The organism is Sphaerobacter thermophilus DSM 20745 (genome assembly GCF_000024985.1).
Lineage (GTDB): Bacteria > Chloroflexota > Chloroflexia > Thermomicrobiales > Thermomicrobiaceae > Sphaerobacter > Sphaerobacter thermophilus.
On record NC_013523.1, the window covers coordinates 2,312,133 to 2,332,938 of the forward strand.

Annotated in this window: 13 protein-coding genes; 9 read left to right on the plus strand and 4 right to left on the minus strand. The window is 69.0% G+C overall.

What is annotated here, in order from left to right:
• Positions 1-220: 220 nt before the first annotated feature.
• From STHE_RS10475 to STHE_RS18520, 8 genes are read left to right on the plus strand one after another with little or no spacing between them, the layout of a single operon-like run.
• Positions 221-1,111, plus strand: a complete 891-nt coding sequence (locus STHE_RS10475) for an ABC transporter ATP-binding protein (RefSeq protein WP_012872553.1) — start codon at positions 221-223, stop codon at positions 1,109-1,111.
• Complete coding sequence (locus STHE_RS10480; RefSeq protein WP_012872554.1) at positions 1,104-3,128, plus strand: M1 aminopeptidase family protein; 2,025 nt, start codon at positions 1,104-1,106, stop codon at positions 3,126-3,128. The genes STHE_RS10475 and STHE_RS10480 overlap by 8 nt, the downstream gene beginning before the upstream one ends.
• Complete coding sequence (locus STHE_RS10485; protein WP_012872555.1) at positions 3,118-3,870, plus strand: hypothetical protein; 753 nt, start codon at positions 3,118-3,120, stop codon at positions 3,868-3,870. The genes STHE_RS10480 and STHE_RS10485 overlap by 11 nt, the downstream gene beginning before the upstream one ends.
• Complete coding sequence (locus STHE_RS10490; protein WP_012872556.1) at positions 3,863-5,917, plus strand: M1 aminopeptidase family protein; 2,055 nt, start codon at positions 3,863-3,865, stop codon at positions 5,915-5,917. The genes STHE_RS10485 and STHE_RS10490 overlap by 8 nt, the downstream gene beginning before the upstream one ends.
• Positions 5,907-6,329, plus strand: coding sequence for a hypothetical protein (locus STHE_RS18795; protein ID WP_012872557.1), 423 nt, complete (start codon positions 5,907-5,909; stop codon positions 6,327-6,329). The genes STHE_RS10490 and STHE_RS18795 overlap by 11 nt, the downstream gene beginning before the upstream one ends.
• Entirely contained in the window at positions 6,326-7,039 is a 714-nt protein-coding gene (locus tag STHE_RS10500) for an RNA polymerase sigma factor (RefSeq protein ID WP_012872558.1), read from the plus strand. Before STHE_RS18795 ends, STHE_RS10500 begins: the two co-directional genes overlap by 4 nt.
• Positions 6,993-7,871 carry a hypothetical protein gene (locus STHE_RS19025; protein ID WP_012872559.1) on the plus strand — a complete coding sequence of 293 codons (879 nt, stop codon included), beginning with the start codon at positions 6,993-6,995 and terminating at the stop codon, positions 7,869-7,871. The genes STHE_RS10500 and STHE_RS19025 overlap by 47 nt, the downstream gene beginning before the upstream one ends.
• Entirely contained in the window at positions 7,862-8,785 is a 924-nt protein-coding gene (locus STHE_RS18520; RefSeq protein WP_012872560.1) for an ABC transporter ATP-binding protein, read from the plus strand. Before STHE_RS19025 ends, STHE_RS18520 begins: the two co-directional genes overlap by 10 nt.
• Before the next feature lie 65 nt (positions 8,786-8,850).
• Here STHE_RS18520 and STHE_RS10515 read toward each other — a convergent pair whose 3' ends face one another.
• From STHE_RS10515 to STHE_RS10530, 4 genes are all read right to left on the minus strand, one after another.
• The gene (locus STHE_RS10515; RefSeq protein WP_012872561.1) at positions 8,851-10,374 is read right to left on the minus strand and encodes a class I SAM-dependent DNA methyltransferase; all 1,524 of its coding nucleotides are present in this window, start codon (positions 10,372-10,374) and stop codon (positions 8,851-8,853) included.
• Positions 10,371-11,969 carry a restriction endonuclease subunit S gene (locus STHE_RS10520; protein ID WP_012872562.1) on the minus strand — a complete coding sequence of 533 codons (1,599 nt, stop codon included), beginning with the start codon at positions 11,967-11,969 and terminating at the stop codon, positions 10,371-10,373. The genes STHE_RS10515 and STHE_RS10520 overlap by 4 nt, the downstream gene beginning before the upstream one ends.
• 173 nt (positions 11,970-12,142) lie before the next feature.
• Complete coding sequence (locus tag STHE_RS10525; RefSeq protein ID WP_012872563.1) at positions 12,143-14,986, minus strand: type I restriction endonuclease subunit R; 2,844 nt, start codon at positions 14,984-14,986, stop codon at positions 12,143-12,145.
• A 402-nt stretch (positions 14,987-15,388) separates the two neighbouring features.
• The gene (locus STHE_RS10530) at positions 15,389-17,296 is read right to left on the minus strand and encodes a S9 family peptidase (RefSeq protein WP_012872564.1); all 1,908 of its coding nucleotides are present in this window, start codon (positions 17,294-17,296) and stop codon (positions 15,389-15,391) included.
• A gap of 309 nt (positions 17,297-17,605) precedes the next feature.
• Between STHE_RS10530 and STHE_RS10535 the strand changes: the two genes are divergently transcribed.
• On the plus strand, positions 17,606-20,806 hold the full coding sequence (locus tag STHE_RS10535; RefSeq protein WP_012872565.1) for a PD-(D/E)XK nuclease family protein: 3,201 nt from the start codon (positions 17,606-17,608) through the stop codon (positions 20,804-20,806).

Below are 20,806 nucleotides of genomic sequence, written 5' to 3' on the forward strand. Positions count from 1 at the left end.
CCGCACGTAGACCTTCACGCCGCTCTTCCCGAACACACGCCTATCGCCGGGGGCACGTGCCGACCACGTTGGATCCATGCGTCACGCACGCATGAACGGTCCATGCGCTGCCCACGCAACCGACTGGCTGCCCACGCTCCTCTTGAACCTTGCTGGCAACCACCTCGTCTCTGTCGGTGAGAGTGGCCTGTCGCCACGGAGGACGACGAAGGGATGCGCGATGGAGATCGTGATCGAGGAACTCAGCAAGCACTACGGCAGTGTGCGGGCACTGGATGGGGTGTCGCTGCGGGTGCCGGGCGGGATGTTCGGCCTGCTGGGCCCCAACGGCGCCGGGAAGACGACGTTGATGCGCATCCTGGTCACGCTGCTGGCGCCGACCTCGGGCCGGGTGACCATCGGTGGGATCGATGTGATGCGCGACCCGGCGAAGGTGCGCGAGCGACTGGGCTACATCCCACAGGAGTTCGGCTTCTACCGCAGCCTCAACGCCTACGAGATGCTCGATTACATCGGCACGATGAAGCGCATCCCGCCGCGCGAGCGCAAGCGTCAGATAGAGGCGGTGCTGGAGGAGGTGAACCTGACGGCCGACGCGAAGCGCCGGGTCGGTACCTACTCCGGCGGGATGAAGCAGCGGCTGGGGATCGCCCAGGCGCTGCTGGGTGATCCGGACCTGCTGGTGGTGGACGAGCCGACGGCGGGGCTCGACCCGGAGGAGCGTATCCGCTTCCGGAACCTGCTGGTGCGCATCTCCGGGCGGCGCACGGTGCTGCTCTCGACCCACATCGTGGCCGATGTCGAGGCGAGTTGCACCGGGCTGGCGGTGCTGCGCCAGGGTCGGCTGGCCTTCGCCGGAACACCGGAGGAGCTGGTCGAGCGGGCGCGAGGCCGGGTCTGGCAGGTGGAGGTCGAGCCGGGCGAGTGGGACGAGGTCGCGGCGCGGGTGCAGGTCGTGTCGAGCCGCACGGTCGGCGGCCGGGTACAGCTCCGGGTGGTGGCGGACGAGAACCCGCTGGGGCGGGGTGTCCCGGTCGAGCCCGGGCTGGAGGACGGGTACCTGGCCGTCAGCGGCAGCGTGCAGCGTGAGGAGTGGCTGGTCCATGTCTAACCTCCTCCGCCGCTTGCTCACCGCCTGGCGTATGGAGCTGCGGCTGGTGGTGCGTCACTGGTCGTACCCGCTGATGCTCCTGGGGTGGTGGGCGCTGGTAGCCTACGTCTTCAGCATTCAGTCCCTCATTTCGCCCGAGGCGGCGCTGAAAGGGAACCCCGGCGCATTCAGCGTCGGACTGTCCGCGCTGGCGGCGCTCCTGCTTGGGGCATTCGTGGCCGGGCGCAGCCAGCGGACCCGCTTCGAGGCGCTGGAGGAGACCTTCCCGACCGGCGCCGAGGTCCTGCTCGGTCGGTGGCTGGCGTGCATTGTGGCGCTCCTGCCGACGCAGGTGGCGGCCGTGGTCCTCGCCAGCCGGATTGGACCGGCATCGTCACTGTGGCGCGGGCTGCCCACGTTCCTGCTGGAGGCCGGGATCATCCTGGCGTTCGCCGTCTCGGTCGGGTGGCTCTTCGTCACCTGGCTCGGGCCGCGACGCTGGGTCTACCTGCTGCTCGCCGGCGGTTGGCTCTCCAGCCTGGGGTGGGAGATCTTCCTCGGCGGGCAGGGACTGGGTATCCCCGGTAGTGACCTGTTCGACGTCCTGCGCACCGCGAGCATCCGGTACGAAGAGCTCTGGGGCCGACTGATGGAAGGAGAGCGACCGGTCTGGTTCAACCTCTTCTACGGCGGACTGGCGGCGCTCTTTGTGGCCCTGGTCGCCACCCGCACCGCGGCGAGGCGCAACCGGCGGGCGCCGCTGATCCCGGCAGCCCTCGCGCTGGCGGCACTGATGCTGGCTGCATCGGCCGTGACCGCCTACGTGCGGCAGGCGCAGGCATGGAGCGCGCAGGCCATCATCGTCGAGTCGATCCAGCCGTCTGAGCCGGAGGCGACAGTCGCGTCCCCCGTGGTGGTCGACGCCTGGGAGATCGCCGCCGATCTGACCGACCCGGCTTCGCCCCGCTTCGACGCCCGCCTCACCCTGCGCGCCGCGGGGGACGAGCCGATCTCCACGGTGACGCTGACGCTCCATCACGATCTGGAGATCGCGTCGTCGAGCGTGCCCTACGAGCGGGACGGGGACGTGCTGACACTGGCACTGCCCGAACCACTCGCGCCGGGAGCAACTCAGGAACTGCATCTGACCTACGGCGGGGAACTCTGGACCCTGGTCCCGTCCTTCCGCCCGCTGCCGGATCCGCTCGTCTTCACAACCGAGCGTGGCGTGCGCCTGCCGTTCTTCGCCGGCTGGTACCCCGTTCCGGGCGAGGAACTCGTTGGCCCCGATGCGTCCGGCGTCCTCCACCCGCCGGGACGGTTCGTCCTCACCGTGTCGGTCCCGCGCGGCTGGGGCATCTTCACCAACCTGCCGGCGACCGGTGAGTTGACCTTCGCCAGCGACCGGGCCACCTGGGCGGTGCTCTACGCCTCGCCGCGGCTGCGGACCGAGCGGGTGGACGCCAGCACCATCATCGCGCCGGAGGCGATCCTGCCCACTGCGCGTGCGGTCATCCCCAACTACGAGGCGCTACTCGCCGAGTACGCCCCGTTCTTCCCGACCACGGCACCGGACGGGGTGACGCTGGCCGTGCTCGATAGCTTCGCGGGGATGGCCGACCACACGCCTCCGGCCGGGGACCAGCCGCTCGTGGTCATCAGCCAGAACACGCCGGAGGACTTGAAGGAGAACACCGGCGGCCACCGCTACTTCATCAGCGACGCGCTGGCGGCGGACCTCTGGGTCCTGGCCGGTGGCGACACCAGCGTGACCATCCCGCGAGCCGGCATCAGCGAATACCTCTGGATCCGCCACCGCGTCGGCACGGACCCGACGCAGTTCGAGCGCGCGCTGCTCGCCAATGGCGGATCCTACACGGCACCGATCGCCCGGGCGCTGATGGCGATTGAGAACCAGCAGGGTGTGGACGGCGTGCGCGAGATCATCGCCCGGATGATCGCCGAGGGCGAGTCGCTACGCGATCTCGAGCCGGATCAGATCGCCACCTGGATCGAGGAGGTCGGCGGTGCGCGCTAGAGGCATCGTCTGGTACGAGGCTCGCGTCGTCTTCGGCCTCTCCTCGGTGCTAGCGGCGCTCATCCCGCCCCTTTTCGCCCTGTTCCAGTGGTTCGTCTGGACCCAACGGCTGGAGCCGGCCTACGAGTGGGAGATCACCCGCGCCCTGACACTCACCGTGTGCCTCGCCGGTGGGCTCGGCGCGGCGCACCTGATGGGAGTCGAGCGCCAGGAAGGATTCGACGAGTTGCGCCGCACCTATCCAGAGTCGCCCTGGCGTCTGCCGCTACTGCGCACGGCCGGGGCGGTGGCGACTACGGCGCTGCCGCTCCTGCTGGCAATGGTCATCTTCCGGATCGGCTACGGGCCATACGATCTGGGCACCACGGTGTTGCCGGCGCTGGCCCCCGCGGCCTTCCTGCTAGGGCTGGGATTACTGCTCGGCAACCTGACCGGGAGCTACTGGGCAGCGGGTGGGGGCGTGCTGGCCTACTGGTTCTTCGAAGTCTTCACCCGCTCCGACCCGGTGACCGGCCCGCTCTACCTGTTCCACCCGATCTACCCGGTGGCAGGAGTCAGCAACGATCTCAACCGCGCCCTCGTGACGGGCCTCGGCGTGGCGATGCTGGCAGCCAATGCGCTCTGGACCGCGCGTCGCACCACCCCGGGCATGGCCCGTCACCGGGGGCGGACTGCGCTGCGCCCGGCCCCTGCCGCATACGCGCAGCCCGCAGACGACCGGGAGGGGCGCCACGATGACTGACCTGGCGTGCCGCCTGGTGCGGACGTGGCGCACGGAGTTGCGGCTGCTCTGCTTCCACTGGACCTTCCCGGTCCTGCACCTGCTCTGGGCGGGCCTGCTGCTCTTCACGTTCCGCACCTGGATCGGCGTGACGGCCGAGGCGGCGCTGAGCACCGAGCTGGGCAACCTGTCGATCGGCGCCGTCTCGCTGGTGTCGCTCATCGTCGGCGCGGTCGGTGCTTCCCGCAGCGCCCGGACGCGGTTCGACGATCTGGAGCAGACCTACCCGACCGGCGCCGAGGTGATGCTCGGCCGCTGGCTGGCGACAGTCACAGCGCTCCTCAGCGCGCTGATCGTACCGCTGGTGCTGGCCTTCCGCGTCGGCCCGGTGGACTCCTTCACCCGCGCCGTGCCGCGCTACCTCCTGGAGGCAACGATCACCTTCGCCTTCGCCAGCGCGATCGGCTGGTGCGCGGTCGTCTGGCTCGGGAACCGGCGCTGGATCTATCCCGTGCTCGCCGCCGGCTGGGTCGCGGTGTCGCCCATGAGCCGAATCCTGACCGGCGGCCGGGGGATCTCGTCCTTGCTCGACTTCACCCGGATGAACCGCGCCGAGTACCAGGAACTGTGGGGACGTTTCCTCGCCGGAGAGCTTCCGGCGTTGTTCAACCGGTTCTATGCGGGATTGGCACTCGGCGTGCTGGCGCTGGCGATCCTGCTGACCCAGCACCGTCGGACGCGGCGCCTGCCGATCCTGACCGGCGCGGTGGTTCTGGCCGGGCTCACGTTCGCGCTGACCGGAGGCGTGCGCTACAACAGCCTGCTTACCGAGTGGAGCGCCGAGGCCGTGGCGATCGATTTCAGTGGAGGGGAGCCGGCCGAGGTCGTGTCCGACCGCGAGGTGATCGACGCCTGGGAGATCGATGCCGACTTGCGCGATCTCGCACGGCCCCGCTTCGACGCCCGGATGACGCTCCGCAACGCCGGCAGCACGCCCATCTCCGACGCCACGCTGACGCTCTATCACGACCTCGTCGTGGTCGACAGCAGCCTACCCGTGACCCGCGACGGTGACCAGCTCACACTCGCCCTGCCGGAGCCACTCGCGCCCGGCGCGGCAACCGAGGTCCGCCTTACCTACGAAGGGGCCTTCGCGGTCTACGTACGCTACCAGCAGGGAAAGCCCCAACTGACCTACTTCGTCGGCCCAGGCGGGGTGCGCCTGCTGCCCGCGGTCGGCTGGTATCCGCTGGCGGGTGTGAGCGGGCTCGACGACCTGAACCGATTCGAGTCGCAGAACCACCCACCGGGGGCCTTCCGCCTGACGGTGCAGGCGCCGGCTGGCTTCGGCGTGACATCAAACCTGCCGCCGGTGGGCGATGGGGTCTTCGCCGCCGAGCACGTAACCGGAGCCTTCCTGTTCGCCGCGCCGCGCCTTCGGACGGAGCAGGTCGGCAGGGTGACGGTGGCCGCGCCGGACGTGCTGCTGCCGCGGGCACGCGCCTACGCCGCCCGCTATGAGGCGACGCTCGAACGGCTCACTCCCTTCTTCCCGACCGTGCAGATCGACGGGATGACCTTCGCCCTCCTCGATGGGTTGCCGGGCTATGCGCTGGAGCGCGCTCCAGCGGGTCGGCAGATCCTCCTCGTGTTCGACGCGGATCAGATCGACAGCCTGGATCGCTCACTGGAGATGGACGCCCAGTACTTCGGCAGTTGGGTGCTCAACAGCCTGTGGACGGCCGCCCTCGGCGCGCCGGTCGATCCCGACGGGGAGCGATGGCTCGTCCCCTGGACGCTCGACCTGTTCCTCTGGGCCTACGCGCGGGAAGAGGGCGACCCCGAGAAAATCGCGGCCACCATCGATGCCTATGGCCGCTCGTTGCCCGGAGGTGACAACGGGTCAAAGCTCCCCGCCAGAACGCTGCTCGACATCTACCGCCAGCGCGGAGCCGCGGGAATTCAGGCGGTAATCGACCGGCTGCTTGCCAACCCGGCGTCGCTCGACGGGGTGACGTCCGACGAGGCGATCGCCGCCTGGTACAAGGAGGCCGCCGGTGTGTCGTAGTGCACTGATCGACGGCGTGTATGAACGCCGGCACGTCCCACACCGCGCCGTCCCCGGCCGGCAGCCGCCCAATTCCTGGCATCCTGAGCGGAGTGCCGGCAGCTTGCCGGCTCCCGTGCTCACCACTCGACGGTGGGGCCGTCTCGTGCCGACCGTCTACCTGCTCGGGGTTGTGCTCGTGCTGGGGTGCGTTACCGGGGGATCCTGGCTCGCAGCCGGCGCCGTGGTAGGGTACTGGTGGGTTGAGATTGGGGTAGGCCGCGAGGCAAGCGGCTTGCTCGATATCTTCCAGCACAGTCGCCCGGCCGAGGGCGTCCTCGCCGAGTGGAACCGCGCTGCGCTGGCGGCCGGCGCGGGGCTGATGACTTCGAACGCGAACCTCGCCGCGCGGCGACCGGGGAGATGGCGATGAGCGACCCGCGACACCACAGCATCGACACCTCTGATGAGGCGCTCTACCGCCGCCTGCTGGCGGGGGATGTCGCCGCGCTGGAGGCGCTGGTGCCGCGCTACCACGGCCCGCTGCTCGCCTTCCTCTACCGCCTGACCGGCGATCGCCAGCAGGCGGAGGATCTGGTGCAGGAGACGTTCACCCGGATCGTCACCTATCGCGGCGAGCCGCCGACCCGTTTCCGCCCGTGGGCGTTCACCGTCGCTCGCAACATCGCACTCGACCACCTGCGCACCGCCGCGCGACGGCAGGCGATCGCCCCACGGGTGACGCCATCAGAGGACGACGATCCATTCACCACGGTGCCGGACCCGGACCCCGGCGCGCTCGATCTGGTGCTGCGCGACGACGACCGGCGCACCGTGGCAGCGGCGCTCCAGCAACTGCCGCCGCACCAACGGGAGACGGTCGTGCTCCGCTTCTACCACGACCTCTCGCTGAACGAGATCGCCGAGGTGACCGGTGTCGCCGTAGGCACAGTCAAGAGCCGGTTGTTCCACGGCCTGCGGCGGCTGAAGACCTTGCTCATCGACGAGTACCGAGCCCCGAACGGCGCGGCACCACCGCCCTCACCCGGCACCCCGCGCCCGCAGCACAGGAAGCACGCGGAAGGAGGGATGGCCCATGACACGGCAGCGCCGGTCAGACCTGGCCAGCGGTCTCTCGCCTGAGGCGCGCGCGGCGCTGGGCGATCTCGACCCGCTGGCAGCCCGCCTCGCCACCTACGATGCGCCGGAGCCGGACCCGGCCGACACCGAGGCGCTGATCGACCGGCTGGCGCCGCTGGTGGCCGCCCGCACCGCGCCGGAGTCCGACCTGGTATGGGACGAGAGCCCGGCCCCCAGCATCCATCACTGGCTGGCGCTGGCGCGGGCCCAGATCGCGCTGATCGACCACGTCGTCCTCTGGGCCGGTGGGCTGGTCCTGGCCCTCGGCCTGATCGTGGCCGGGGTCGGGTACAGCGGGCTGCTCTCGCTCGGCGTCACCCTGTGTGCACCGGTGCTCGCCGCGGCCGGGGTCGCCTTCGCCTTCCGCCCCGCCGGGCAAACGCTGGCGGAGATCGAGCGGATCAGCCCGGTAATGCCCCTGGAGTTGCTCTACGTCCGGCTCGGGCTGGTGCTGGCCGGGAACCTCGCGCTGGCCCTGGCGCTCCTCGGGTTGGTCTGGATCGAAGGGCCGCGGCTGGTCCTCTGGCGGGTGGTACTCCTCTGGCTCGGGCCGATGCTCGGGCTGGCGGGCATGGCGCTCTACACCTCGGCCCGCTGGGGCACCATCGCCGGGTTGACCGTTCCCCTCGGCGCCTGGGGCACGCTCGTTCTCCTCGCGTGGCAGGGGGTGATCGAGCCCGCCGACCCGCAGGTGTTCGGGCCAACGGACATTCTCGTCCACCTGAGCCAGGCGCCCGGCGTGCTGGTCGCCACGCTGCTGCTGCTCGCTGCGGGCGTGCTGCTGCTCTGGCAGGGCACGCGGCTCGTCGGCCGGGAGACCGCCGCGTGGAACTGATCGCCGAGGGGCTGACCAAACGCTATGGCGACGTCCCAGCCCTGACCGGCGTCTCCCTCCACGCCGGTCCGGGCGTGCTCGCCGTGCTGGGCCCGAACGGCTCAGGCAAGACGACGCTGCTGCGCATCCTCGCCACGGCGTTGCGGCCCGATGCGGGCCGGGCCTCCTTCGCCGGCCGCGACTACGCGTCCGATCCCCGCCCGCTGCGCCGCCGCATCGGCTACCTGCCGCAGGAGATCGACCTGCCGGGCCATCTGACGCCGCGCGGGTTCCTCCACTACGTGGCGCGGCTCAAGGGCATCCAACCCGAGCCACAGGCGGACATGCTCCTTCAAGACCTCGGCCTCGGCGACCTGGCCAACCGCCCGCTCCGGACCCTCTCCGGCGGTCAGGCGCGGCTGGTCGCCCTGGCCCAGGCACTGCTCGGCCGCCCGCGCCTGCTGATCCTCGACGAGCCCCTCACGGGCCTCGACACCACCGAGCGCGCCCGCGTCCTGCGCATCATCGCCGGTCCCCCCGGCGAGCGCGTGGTGGTCCTGAGCAGCCACGTCCCGGCCGATATCGAGGCCGGCGCCGCGGCCGTGCTGGTCCTTCAGCAGGGCACCGTCCGCGCCCAGGGAACCATCGACACCGTCCGTGCCCTCGCCGCCGGCCAGGTCCACGAGGTGACTATCCCCACCGCCGACCTCGAGGACACCCTTCGCATCTGCCAGGTCAGTCAGATGACCCTCCACGCCGACCACGCCCTCCTCCGCGTCGTCGGCCCCCTCCCGCCCGGCCTCACCGGGGTGCCGGTTACACCGACGCTGGAGGATGCGTACCTGTGGGTGCAGGCGATTCCCCCTCACCCCCAGCCCCTCTCCCACAAGGGGAGAGGGGAGGAGGACCGAAGACGGCTGGCGACTGACGCGTGACGGATGACGCGAGGATTTCCCCCCTCTCCCAACTTTGGGAGAGGGGCCGGGGGTGAGGGGTGCCATCAGTCGGCGACAACGCCGTTGGGCGCGAGGTCGGCAAGGATCGTCTCGAACTCCTCCAGCGCCGCGCGCAGGTCTTCTACGATGTCGGCCGCGATCTCGTCCGGGTCACCCAGGTTCTCCCCGTCCTCCAGGCTCTTGTCCTTGAGCCAGAAGATGTCGAGGTTCACCTTGTCCCGCTGGATCAACTCGTCATAGCTGAAGGCTCGCCAGCGGCCATCCGGGTTCTCCTCCGACCAGGTCGGCGTCCGTTGATGTCGGTTCTCGGGGTTGAAGCACGCGACGAACTCGTCGAGGTCCGATCGCTGGAGCGGCTTGGTCTTCAGCGTGAAGTGCTTGTTGGTGCGCAGGTCGTAGATCCAGAGTTGGGACGTCCAGGGCTGCTCGCGCGGTGGCTTGCGGTCGAAGAACAGGACGTTCGCCTTGACGCCCTGCGCGTAGAAGATCCCGGTCGGTAGGCGCAGCAGGGTGTGGACATCGCACTCCTGCAGGAGTTTGCGCCGGATCGTCTCCCCAGCGCCACCCTCGAAGAGGACGTTGTCGGGCACCACGACCGCGGCCCGGCCGTGGATCTTCAGGAGCGACTTCACGTGCTGCACGAAGTTGAGCTGCTTGTTGCTCGTCGTGGCCCAGAAGTCCTCGCGGACGACTGTCAGTGCCTCCCGCTCCTGCTGTCCTTCCTCGTTCACCACCAGCACGCTCGACTTGCGGCCGAAGGGCGGGTTGGTCAGCACGACGTCGAAGTGGTCGCTCGGCGCCGAGTTCAGACTATCGCCGGTGCGCACCGGCGGCTCGATGTCGGCCTCGGCCGGCCCCGGCCCGACACCGTGGAGCAGCAGATTCATCGCGCAGAGCCGGGTCACGCTGTCCACGATTTCGACGCCGCGCAGCGCATGGAGCTTCAGGTGCTTGCGCTGCTCCGGGTCAAGGTGGGGGTACCGCTCGACGATGGAGTTGTGTGCCGCCAGCAGGAAGCCGCCCGTGCCGCAGGCCGGGTCACAGATCGTCTCTCCCGGCTGCGGGCGCATCACATCGACGATCGCCTGGATCAGCGGTCGGGGGGTGAAGTACTGCCCGGCACCGCCCTTCACGTCCCGAGCGTTCTTCTCCAGCAGCCCCTCGTAGGTGGCACCCTTGGCATCGGTGCCCAGTACCATCCATTGCTCGCGGTCGATCAGGTCGACGATTAGCCGACGCAGCTTGGCCGGGTCCTGGATCTTGTTCTGCGCCTTGTGGAAGATCAGCCCGAGCATCCCCGGCTGCCGACCCAGTTCCTCCAGTAGGTGGCGGTAGTGGGTTTCCAACTCGTCGCCGTCGCGGGCGAGCAGACTGGGCCAATCATATCCTTCCGGCACCGGTGAGGGCCGGTTCCACGGCTCCTGGGTCTGCTCGTGCGCCATCTTGAGGAAAAGGAGATACGTCAACTGCTCCACGTAGTCGCCGTAGGACAGCCCGTCGTCGCGCAGAACGTTGCAGTAGCTCCAGAGCCTCTGGACGATCTGCTGCGCGTGGTTCGTCGCGCTCACCGTTCACCCCCCGCACCGAACAGCGGCAGCGTCTTGGCTACCGGCTCCGTCCGCTTCCCATTCCCACCAGTCCGGCGAGTCCGGCGGCGCTTCGGCTCAGCCGCTGCGGCGGCCGCGCGCTCGGCGCGGATGCGCTCCAGCAGCACGCTGGCCGGCTCATCGTTGGGATCCTGCGGCACGAGCTTGCCCGCGAAGGCGCGCTTCAGAATCGCCTGGCGCAGCCGCTCTGCCCGCTTTAGGTTCGCCTCGATCTGCCGCTCCAGCTCTTCCACCACCGACAGCCGCCGCTCCACCTCGGCCACGATGCGCCGCTGCTCAGCGAGGGGTGGGAGGGGGAGAGGAACGCTGCGGATATCACTTCCGCTCACACCAGATTGGCCCGCCGTTGTTCGAATGCGGCGCGCGATGAACTCCCGAGAGAGTCCAACGTTTAGCACAATCTGAACGAACGACGACAAGCAGAGGTGAGAAGCGAGCCGAGCTCGGATCAGCTTGTCAGGGTAGACCACTTTTCGATCCACCGCCCTAACGGCTCCGCAAACCCCGACCAGTTCCGGGCTGCCGTTGTACCTCGTGAATAGAAGATCACCCTGGCAGAGAACATAATCCGCATACTGATCAACCGAACCGGAGAGGTAACGGATCTCCTCCATATTCACGGAAAGGGGCCGAACGGCGTTAATGCGTAAGATTGGCGTCCCAGACTCGGAATCTGGTTTCTTCGAGATCCCGTTTCTAAGAGACCCGAGGAGTTGATCTAGCCTTGCCCACACCCACCCCTCGGGCAACTCGGGCAGGTCGCTGGTGTCGGGCGCGGCGGGCTCCTTGTACCTCGCCTTCCACCGGTCGTCCTTGGGCTCCTTGCCCTTGGCCCGCAGCTTGGCGAGCTCCTCCGCCTCCCACTTCGCGCGGCGCTCCTGGAGGATGCGCTGGAGGAGCTGCTCGCCCGTCTCGTAATCCCGGCCCTCGGCACGGGCAAGCTCAGCTTCGGTCGGGACGAGTCGGCCCTCACAGGCGGCCTTGAGCACGGCCGCGCGGTAGCGCTTCAGGTTGGCGCGCGCCCGCTCCAGCGCCGCCACCGCAGCGTCCAGCCGCGTGAAGTGCTTCTCGATCTCCGCCACGATGCGGCGCTGCTCGGCGAGGGGGGCGAGGGGTACCTGAAAGCTCAAGAACGGACCACGGTTAATGTGCTTCATCGTAGAACCGTGCAGGTGGCTGCTCTGCTTCAGCAAATCTATGGCATGACGCAGTAGGTGATAGAGATAGGGTGAATGCACTAGACGGTTGTCAGGTACCACTTTAAAGATGTGCTGGTTCAGGACACCAGTTTCACCCCGCCAAGTGAAGGCATCCAACGTTGCTGACCAACTGAGTAGGATATCACCGCGGTGGACGATGTAGACCGGGTCCACTTGGCGGCTTGTCCTATTGAAAGGCTTGGATGGGTCAGTTAGGTTCTGAATCCGGATAATCGGCAGCCCCTCGTCACCCCAATCACTCTTCCTAAAGGCCAGACCGTTGATGTATTCCCCGGTGTCTCTGATCGTCGCCCAGGTCCAGCCTGGAGGCAGGCACGGAGAGTTGTCCTCACGCATAGGGCGGCTCCTCTATTCGCGCGGAACGCGTCATGTCATCACCACGGGGCAGGCAGTCGCGCATCTGCAGCGCTGAGCGCAACGGCGCACCTCACTCGGAGGCTGTGGGCCGCACCATTGAGATCCGTCGGCCGGCACCTCAGGATGGCAGCGGACTGGCTCCACATAGAGGATCACGCCGCCAGCACCTCGTTCAACTCATCCAACAGGGTGCGCCAGTCGGAGCCGAAGAGCTGGTAGAAGCGCCCCAAGCCGCCGTGCTGCGCGAAGGGAGCATAGTCGAAGGCGTCGAGTTCGATGGTATAGCTCGCCACGATGTGGTCGCGGATCCACTCCAGCCAGCGGCGCTGCTCCTCGGTGAACTCCCGCCCGAGAGCGGCCTGCTGCGCCAGCCAGGCGTCGAAGCGGGCCTCCACCTGCTCCTCGAAGGGTATCAGCTCCTCCTCCTGGTGGAGCGCGAAGCGGACCAGGGACACGACGTCGGTCAGCCTGCGCATGCCAGAGCCGCGCACCCGCGACTTGTCGAGCGTCTCATAGGCCTGCCAGAGGCGATCCGTCGTCCACTGGCGGGGCGGCGCCTGGATCGCGTCGGCCAACGCCTTGATGTCGGCGAAGCGCAGCCGCTGGCCGTAGGGCCGGCTGTAGAGGACCTGGAGGGCGGTGATCTCGTCCTTGTGCTCGATGATGAACTGCTCGAACGAGGTGGTCAGCTCACGCGCCCGCTCCCGCGCCTGGGCATCGAAGCCGGCCTCCAGCAGCGAGTCCTTGCTGACCACGTCGATTGTCTGCTCGTAGTGCCGGCGTAAGGACACGAGCTGCTCACGCAGGTCCGGATTGGTCGCGATCGGCGCGGCGGCTTGCCGCAATAGCTCACGAGTGGCCTGCTCGAGCTGCTCCGGCGTCGGATCTTCTCCCGGGGGTAGCCCGAACATCGTGCGGGCCGCCTCGACCTGCCGATCGGGGTCGAGGGCATCGATGATCCCGCGGGCAATGTCCTGGAGGGTGTGCCCGCCCGCGCACTCGGCCAACCGTGCCTTGTCGGGTGCGCCCAGCTGGCGGTCAAGCCGGGCCAGACGACTGGCGAGCGAGGAGAGGAGGTCACGGTCGAGGCTGCCGAAAGCGACCCGCTGCAGCAGCGTCTCGAAGGACACGGTCGGCGCGCGCTCGAGCGGAGGGCTGTCGCTCAGCATCCGCTCCGTTACGCCGACGCAGTCGATCAGTACGAAGCGCGTCTTGCGCTCGGCGTCGGGAGTGACCGCCTTGAATTCGGTCTCGTCGATGACCCGCACGCCGCGCCCCTTCATCTGCTCGAAGAAGGTGCGGCTCTTGACCGCACGCATGAACATGACGATCTCGATCGGCTTAATGTCGGTGCCGGTGGCGATCATGTCGACGGTGACAGCGATGCGCGGATTGTAGCTGATGCGGAACGACTGGATCAGATCCTCGGGCCGGACACCGGTCGTCTTGTAGGTGATCTTCTGGCAGAAGTCGTTGCCCTTGCCAAACTCTTCGCGAACGATCTGGACGATCTCCTCGGCGTGGGCGTCGTCTTTGGCGTAGATGAGTGTCTTCGGCACGTGGCTGCGACCGGGGAAGATCTCGGTGAAAAGCCGGTCGCGGAAGGTGCGGATCACGGTGCGGATCTGATCGGGCGCCACCACCGCGCGGTCGAGGTCGGCCGCATCGTAGGCGAGATCCTCGTCAAGCTGCTCCCAGCGAGCTGCGCGGGTGAGGCGGTCACGCTTCTCGACGTACATGCCGGCCTCGATGGTCGAGCCGGATTCGGTGATACGCGTGCGGATGCGGTAGATGTCGTGGTCGACGTTGACCCCATCGGCCACCGCCTGCGGGTAGCTGTACTCCATGACCAGGTTCTGATTGAAGAACCCGAAGGTCTGCTTCGACGGCGTGGCGGTCAACCCGATCAGGTAGGCATCGAAATACTCGAGCACCTGGCGCCAGAGGTTGTAGATCGAGCGGTGGCACTCGTCGATGACGATGAAATCGAACGTCTCGATCGGGACGTCTGGGTTGTAGACGACCGGAACAGGCTCAGGCACCAGCCCGGAGGCGGTGTCGAAGTGGGAGCCCTCCTCCAGCGACGGATCGAGCTCCGGCTCGCCCTTGAGGATCGAGTAGAGCCGCTGAATAGTGGTAATGACGACACGGGCGGTCGGATCGATCCGGTTCGTCTTCAGGTGCTGGACGTTGTAGAGCTGGGTGAAGGTACGGCGGTCGTCCGGGGGGACGTAGGCATCAAACTCCTTCTTGGCCTGTGTCCCGAGGTTAGCGCGATCAACCAAGAAGAGGATGCGCTGGGCGTCCGCGTACTTGATCAGCCGGTAGATCGCCGTGATCGCGGTGTAGGTCTTGCCGCTGCCCATGGTCATCTGGATCAATGCCCGGGGCCGGTCATCCGCGAGGGAGCGCTCCAGATTACGCACTGCCTGCTCCTGGGCGGGCCAGAGCCTGCCCGGGTCGAGGCGCGGCATTTTCTGCAGGCGGGCGCGGAGGGTCGTCACTGCCTGGTAACGCGCCGGATCCTCTGCAGCCCGCAGGATCGGCGACGCGACCGCGGCCTGAGCCGGCGGGGTGCCGCTGATCCAGGCGGCGAGCGTCTCCGGCCGGTGGAAAGAGAACACACGGCGACTGCGCGGCTCGGGGTCGAGCCCGTTCGTGAAGCGCGTCTCGATGCTCGTACTCTGATAAAGGAACGGCAGCGGCTTGACCAGCGTGTCGAGGTAATCGGGTAAGCCCGCGCCGTACTTCGCGGTCTGCGGCTCGACGCCGGTCAACGTCGTACCCACGCGCTTGGCCTCAATGACGCCGACCGCCAAACCGTCGACGAAGAGGAGATAATCTGCAACGCCATGACCAGGCTTGAGCGGCACCTCGCGCACCGCCACCCCGCGGGCCGCGGCTAGGTTCACGGCGTACCGATCCTGCACTGCCCAGCCCGCCTTATCTAAGGCTGCGTCGATGTCAGCACGAGCGCGCGTCTCCGGCGTCGGCATGTCAGCTCTGTACTCCACTGTTGCAGCGATGCTCACGCCGGGATCACCAAAGTGCCGCGAACCCGGCGTTATGACTAGTTGGCCGCTAGTATGCCAGCCTGGTGTACGTTCAGGCAAGGGATACGCGGTGCGGCGATAGAGCTCTGTAAGAATACCTGATCGACACGTCCAAGTGGCATCTAGAAGCACCCCTCACCTCCGGCCCCTCTCCCACAAGGGGAGAGGGGAGCACTACGGGTGACGTGTAACGACTGACGCGTGACGCATCATGCATAACATCCCCCCCTCTCCCAACGTTGGGAGAGGGGCCGGGGGTGAGGGCCGTTTCCCCCTCTCCCACGAGGGGAGAGGGGGTAGGGGGTGAGGGGGACGTATGACGTATGACGCATGACGCACCATCCCTCACTTCCCCATCCACCGGTCGAACCACGCCACGAGGCGCTGCAGGAGATCGCGCTGGAAGGTGCGCTCGTGGAAGGCGTGGCCTTGACGGGGGTAGGTGATGAAGTCGGTCGGCACTCCGGCGGCGCGCAGGCCCAGGTAGAGCTCCATGCCCTGCTCGGGCGGCACCCGCACGTCGGCTTCGCCGTGGACCACCAGCGTCGGCGTGGTGATCCGCCCCAGATAGCGGATCGGTGAGCGCTCCCAGTAGGCGTCGGGCGCCTCGTGGAGAGGGCCGGGGAAGCGGGCCTCGTTGTAGGGCCGGATGTCGGTCGTGCCGACCTTGCTCGGCCAGTTGGTCACGGCGGCCCCGGCCACGGCCGCTTTGAAGCGGTCGGTATGGGAAACGGCCCAGGCAGTGAGGAACCCGCCGTAGCTCCAGCCGGCGATGCCGAGGCGGTCCGGATCGGCGATACCCTGCTCGATGGCCCAGTCGACCCCGCGCATCACGTCGTCGAAGTCCATCCCGCCGAGATCGCCGCGGTTGGAGGCGGTGAAGGAGGCACCCCGGCCGGTGCTGCCGCGCGGGTTCGGCAGGAGCACGGCGTAGCCCGCGGCGGCGAAGATCTGCCCCCAGTCGTGCCAGGTGCCGTGGAAGGTCGGGCCCCAGCGGGAGGTCGGCCCGCCGTGGACCTGGACGATGAGCGGCAGTCGCTCCCCCGGCTCCGCGCCGGGCGGGCGGAGCAGCCAACCCTGGATCGTCAGCCCGTCGCTGGCGGTCCATTCGACCGGCTCCATCGGGGCGATCGCCACATCGTCGAGCTGGGGGTTCAGGTGCGTCAGACAGCGCAGCTCACCGTCGATTGGCCCGGCCCAGACCTCAGGCGGCCCCGCCGGGTGCGTGCGGACACAGGCGAGGGTCCGTCCGTCGGCGCTGACGCTGAGCGGTGCCTGCGCCGCGCCGCCGGGAGGGAGGGGGTCGAGCTGCTGCCGGGTATCGTCGCTGAGGTTGACCAGCTCGATCCGGTTGTACAGACCCTCCTCGGCCAGCGTAAGTAGGCGCGGCTCTTGGCCCGGTAGCCAGCCGGCCCAGAGCGGGGTCGTCGCGCCCGCCTCCAGGGTCTCAATCGCACCGGATTCGGCGTCGATGAGCAGCACGCGGGTATCGTCGGCGCTCCCAGGGACGTTGGCCACGGCCACGAGCCGGCTGCCGTCGGGGGACCACTGGAGGGTCGCCGGGAGGTTGTCGAGCGTGGTGAGGACGCGCTCAGCGCGGGTGGCCGGGTCGATCACGAGCAGGCGAACGCCCCGCGCCGGCTCATCCAGCCCGTTGCCGGGCGTCGTCAGCGCGGCGACACGCCGGCCGTCGGCGCTCCAGGCGTAGGCCCAGACATGCCCCTCGGCCGGGCCGAGCACCCGCACCGTTCCGCCTTCCACCGGGACGCGCACGATCACCCGCGGGCGCGCGTCCGCGCTGGCGACCCGCACCTCGGTGGCGGGCTTGTCCTCCCCGGCCAGGGCACGCCGGTCCGCCGTCGCCGTCAGCGACCGGCCGTCGGGCGCCCAGGCGAGCAGATCCAGCCCCTTGGGGACGCTCGTCAGCGGGCGTGCCTCCCCACCCTCCAGGTCGATCAGGTGGATCTGGTGCGCGCCCCGCTCCGTCCGGTCGGAGAGGAACGCGAGGGTGCGGCCATCGGGCGACCAGCGCGGCATCTTGTCCTCATGCCCCACGACCGCGCCCATCGTGAACTCTCGCGCCTCGCCGTCTTCAACCGCCGCCAGCCAGATGGCCGAGGTGGGCTTGGTCTCCTTGTGGCCGATGGGTGCGACGGTGAAGGCCACGTGCCGCCCATCCGGCGACACCTGGACGTCGCTCGCGATGCGGAGGTTCACCGCGTGGTCCGGGGTATAGCGTTGCTTGCTCGTCATCGTGTTCGTCACTCGCTATTCGTCTTGCGCTCTGGACAGGGGAGCAGGACTCCCAAGGCACATGATACGGCAGGGGGAAGAGCGCGGATACGGCCCTCGCCCCCGGTCCCTCTCCCAAAATTGGGCGAGGGGCGTTCCCCCTCTCCCCTTGTGGGAGAGGGGGCTAGGGGGTGAGGGGTCTCCCAGCCCATCCAGCACTACAGTCTTATGTCGCGACACTGAGTGACGTTGACCTGATGCGTCGAAGTGACTAGGATCGAAGCAACCCGCTCCGGATGATCCGGTCTGCGCGGGAGGGGGACATCCCGAATGCATCGACCGCGACTGATCCTGGGCAGCCTCGACGCAATCGAGGCGGCGCTAGGGGATGAACTGCGCCGCTGGAAGGCCGTTGATCCGCTCGCCCCGCCGCTGCTGCTGGTCGGCGACGTGCTGATCGGCATCTACCTGCGTCGCCGCCTGGCCCGTCTGGCCGGTGGCCACGTCAACCTGCCGGTCATGACGCCGGGGCATCTCGCCCGGCTGCTCGGTGAGCCGGCCCTGCTCGCCGAGGGACGCACGCCGCTCCCGGCCGGCGGGCAGCACCTGCTGGCGGAAGAGATCGCGCTCGGAGCCGGGGGCTACTTCGCCCCGGTGCGGCAGGCACCCGGATTCGCCCAAGCACTCGATCGCCTCTTCCGGGAACTGCGCGAGGCTGGGGTCGACCCCGAGGGTTTTCGCGCGGCGGTATCACAGGCTGAGGTCAATCAGGAGAAGTGCACGGCGCTGGCCCACCTCTACGCGCGCTACGCCGAGCGGCGCCGTGGCTTCTACGACGGGCTCGACACCTACGCCGCGGCCGACCCGTCGCGGCTCGACGCGCCCGCCGTGCTGGTCTACGGCATCTCGCAGCCGTCCGGGCTGCTGCGCCGCTTGCTGGAGCGGCTGATGGAGACCCTCCCGGTTACGGTCTTCCTGCCTCGCACCGTCCCCGAGGCCGACCGGGCACACCGCGAGATGATCGACTGGCTCACCAGCCTGGGGGCCGGCGAGGAGCCCGCGCCGGAGCCGGTGCCCGACCGGGAGCCGACGGCACTCGACCACCTCCGCGCGACGCTCTTCCACCCTGCCGGCGGGACTGAGCCGGACGGCACAGTGCGGCTCGTCTCGGCGCCCGACCCGGCGCGCGAGGTGCGGGAGGCGGCCCGCGCCTGCCTCGCCTGGGCGGCAGAAGGTATCCCCTTCCACGAGATGGCCGTGGTCTTCCGGCGCGACGAGCCATATCGGGCGCTGGTGGACGAGGTCTTCCGCGAGACAGGCATTCCCGTTTACCTGTACGGCGGGCGCCCGCTGGCTGAGCACCCCCAGGGCCGGCGCCTGCTGGCGCTGCTCGCCCTGGCCGGATCGCCCCTGCGCCGCGCCGCGGTCATGGAGTTCATCACTGAGACACACCTGCCGGACGCTACCGCCGAGCGCTATGGCCCGGTCGAGCCGGCCCTCTGGGACGCTCTCTCCCGCGAGGCCGGGATCGTCGAGGGGCGCGACCAGTGGATCTCCCGGCTCAGCCTGCTGCACCAGGCGAAGCGGCGCGCCGTCCTCGGTGAGGAGCAGGAAGACCCGGAGCGCATCGACGAACGGCTCCGAACGGAGTTGGAGGCGATCGAGCGCCTCTCGCAGTTCATCAAGGACTTCGCCGACCAACTCGAGGCGCGGCCCGAGCACGCCTCCTGGCAGGCACACCTCGACTACCTGCGTGACCTGGCCGTGACCTATGTCGATCGCGCCGAGCCGTTGCTCGACCTCCTGGCGCCGCTGGCACGGCTCGACGCCCTTGTGCCCCAGGTGAGCTTCGTCCGCTTCCAGCGCACCGTGCGCCGGGTGTTGGAGCGGGCCGATGCCGGCACGGTGCTTGGCCCCGACGAGGTGCCACCCAACGGGCACTTCGGCCGCGACGGGGTCGCGGTGCTGGACGTCTTCTCCCTGCGTTTCCTGCGGCTCCGCGCCGTGGCGGTACTTGGACTGGCTGAACGCTCCTTCCCGGCCCCGCCGCGGCAGGATGCCCTGCTGCTCGATCGCGAGCGCGTCCGGCTCAGCGCGGCGGGTCGGTGGGAGATCCCGCTCCGCGCCGCCGGGGCGGACCCGGAGCCGCTGCTGTTCGCGCTGGCTGTCGCCGCGGCCGGAGAGCGCCTGCTGCTGAGCTACCCGCGCTCGGGCGGCGACGGGCGGACGATCCTCCCTTCCCACTTCTTCCGCGCAGCGGCCGAGGCACTGACCGGCCGCCGGGTTGGTGTCGAGGACATCGACAGCCTCTCACGAGAGCTGTTCACCCGCGTGCCGACAAACCGCTTCGGTGCCGCCACGCCCGAGGAAGCGTTGACCGCCGGAGAGTACGACCGCACGCTGCTGGCGCTCTTGCCCCAGGAGGGAGCGGAGTGCCTGGCGCGGCTTCACCCGCCCTTCGCCCGGGCGCGTGCCGCCTGGGAGGCGCGCTGGCGCGGACGCGAACTCACCACCTACGACGGGGTACTGGGGGAAGCCGCAGCCGCGGCAGTGGCGCGGCGGGCCGGACTGCGCCGGGCGATCTCGCCCAGCCGTCTGGAGACCTACGCCACCTGCCCCTTCCGCTTCTTCCTCTCCTACCTGCTGCGGCTGGAGCCGGTCGAGGAGCCAGATCTGCTGGAGCGGATCGAGTCGCTCGAGCGCGGCGCGCTCGTCCACGACGTGCTCCAGCGGTTCCTGACCGAGTGTGGCGCGAACGATCCGCCCTCACGGGTCCGCCGGGAAGCCCACCTGGCCCGGCTGCGCGCCATCGCCGAGGAGGAGTGCGCCGACCGCGAGCAGCGCGGGCTGGTCGGCTACCCGCTCCTCTGGCAGGTGGACCGTCGGGCAATCCTGGAGGATCTCATCACCTGGTACGACCGGGAGGTGGCCGAGCGCGACGACGCCCTGCGCCCCGGCGCCTTCGAGCTGCGCTTCGGCCCCAAGTGGACCCACGACCGGGAGGACAGCCCGCTCTCGACCGACGATCCTGTGCCGCTCCAGGCCGACGGGCTGACGCTTCGCTTCCAGGGACGGATCGACCGGATCGACTGGTCGCCCGATCGCAGCGCCTTCCGCGTGGTGGACTACAAGACCGGGAAGTGCCCCGGTCACCACAAGGACGACCGCCTGGCCGGCGGGCGCGCGCTGCAGTTGCCGATCTACCTGCTGGCCGCGTCGCACGTCCTCGGTATCCCCTGGGAGCGGGGCGAAGCCGAGTACTTCTACGTCACCCGCCGCGGCGAGTTCAAACGGGTGCGCTTCAGCGGCGCGACGCTGCGCGACCGCTGGGAGGAGTTCACCGCGCTGGTGCAGGGGCTCGCCGAGGGCATCGCCGCCGGCCGGTTCCACCCGGTGCCCGGCCCGAGCCGAGAGCACTGCACGTACTGCGACTACAGCACGGTCTGCGACATCCGCATCGCCCGCCTGGCGGAGCGCAAAGCGGCCGACCCGCGCGCCGCCGACTTCGCCCGGCTGGGGGAGGTGATGTAG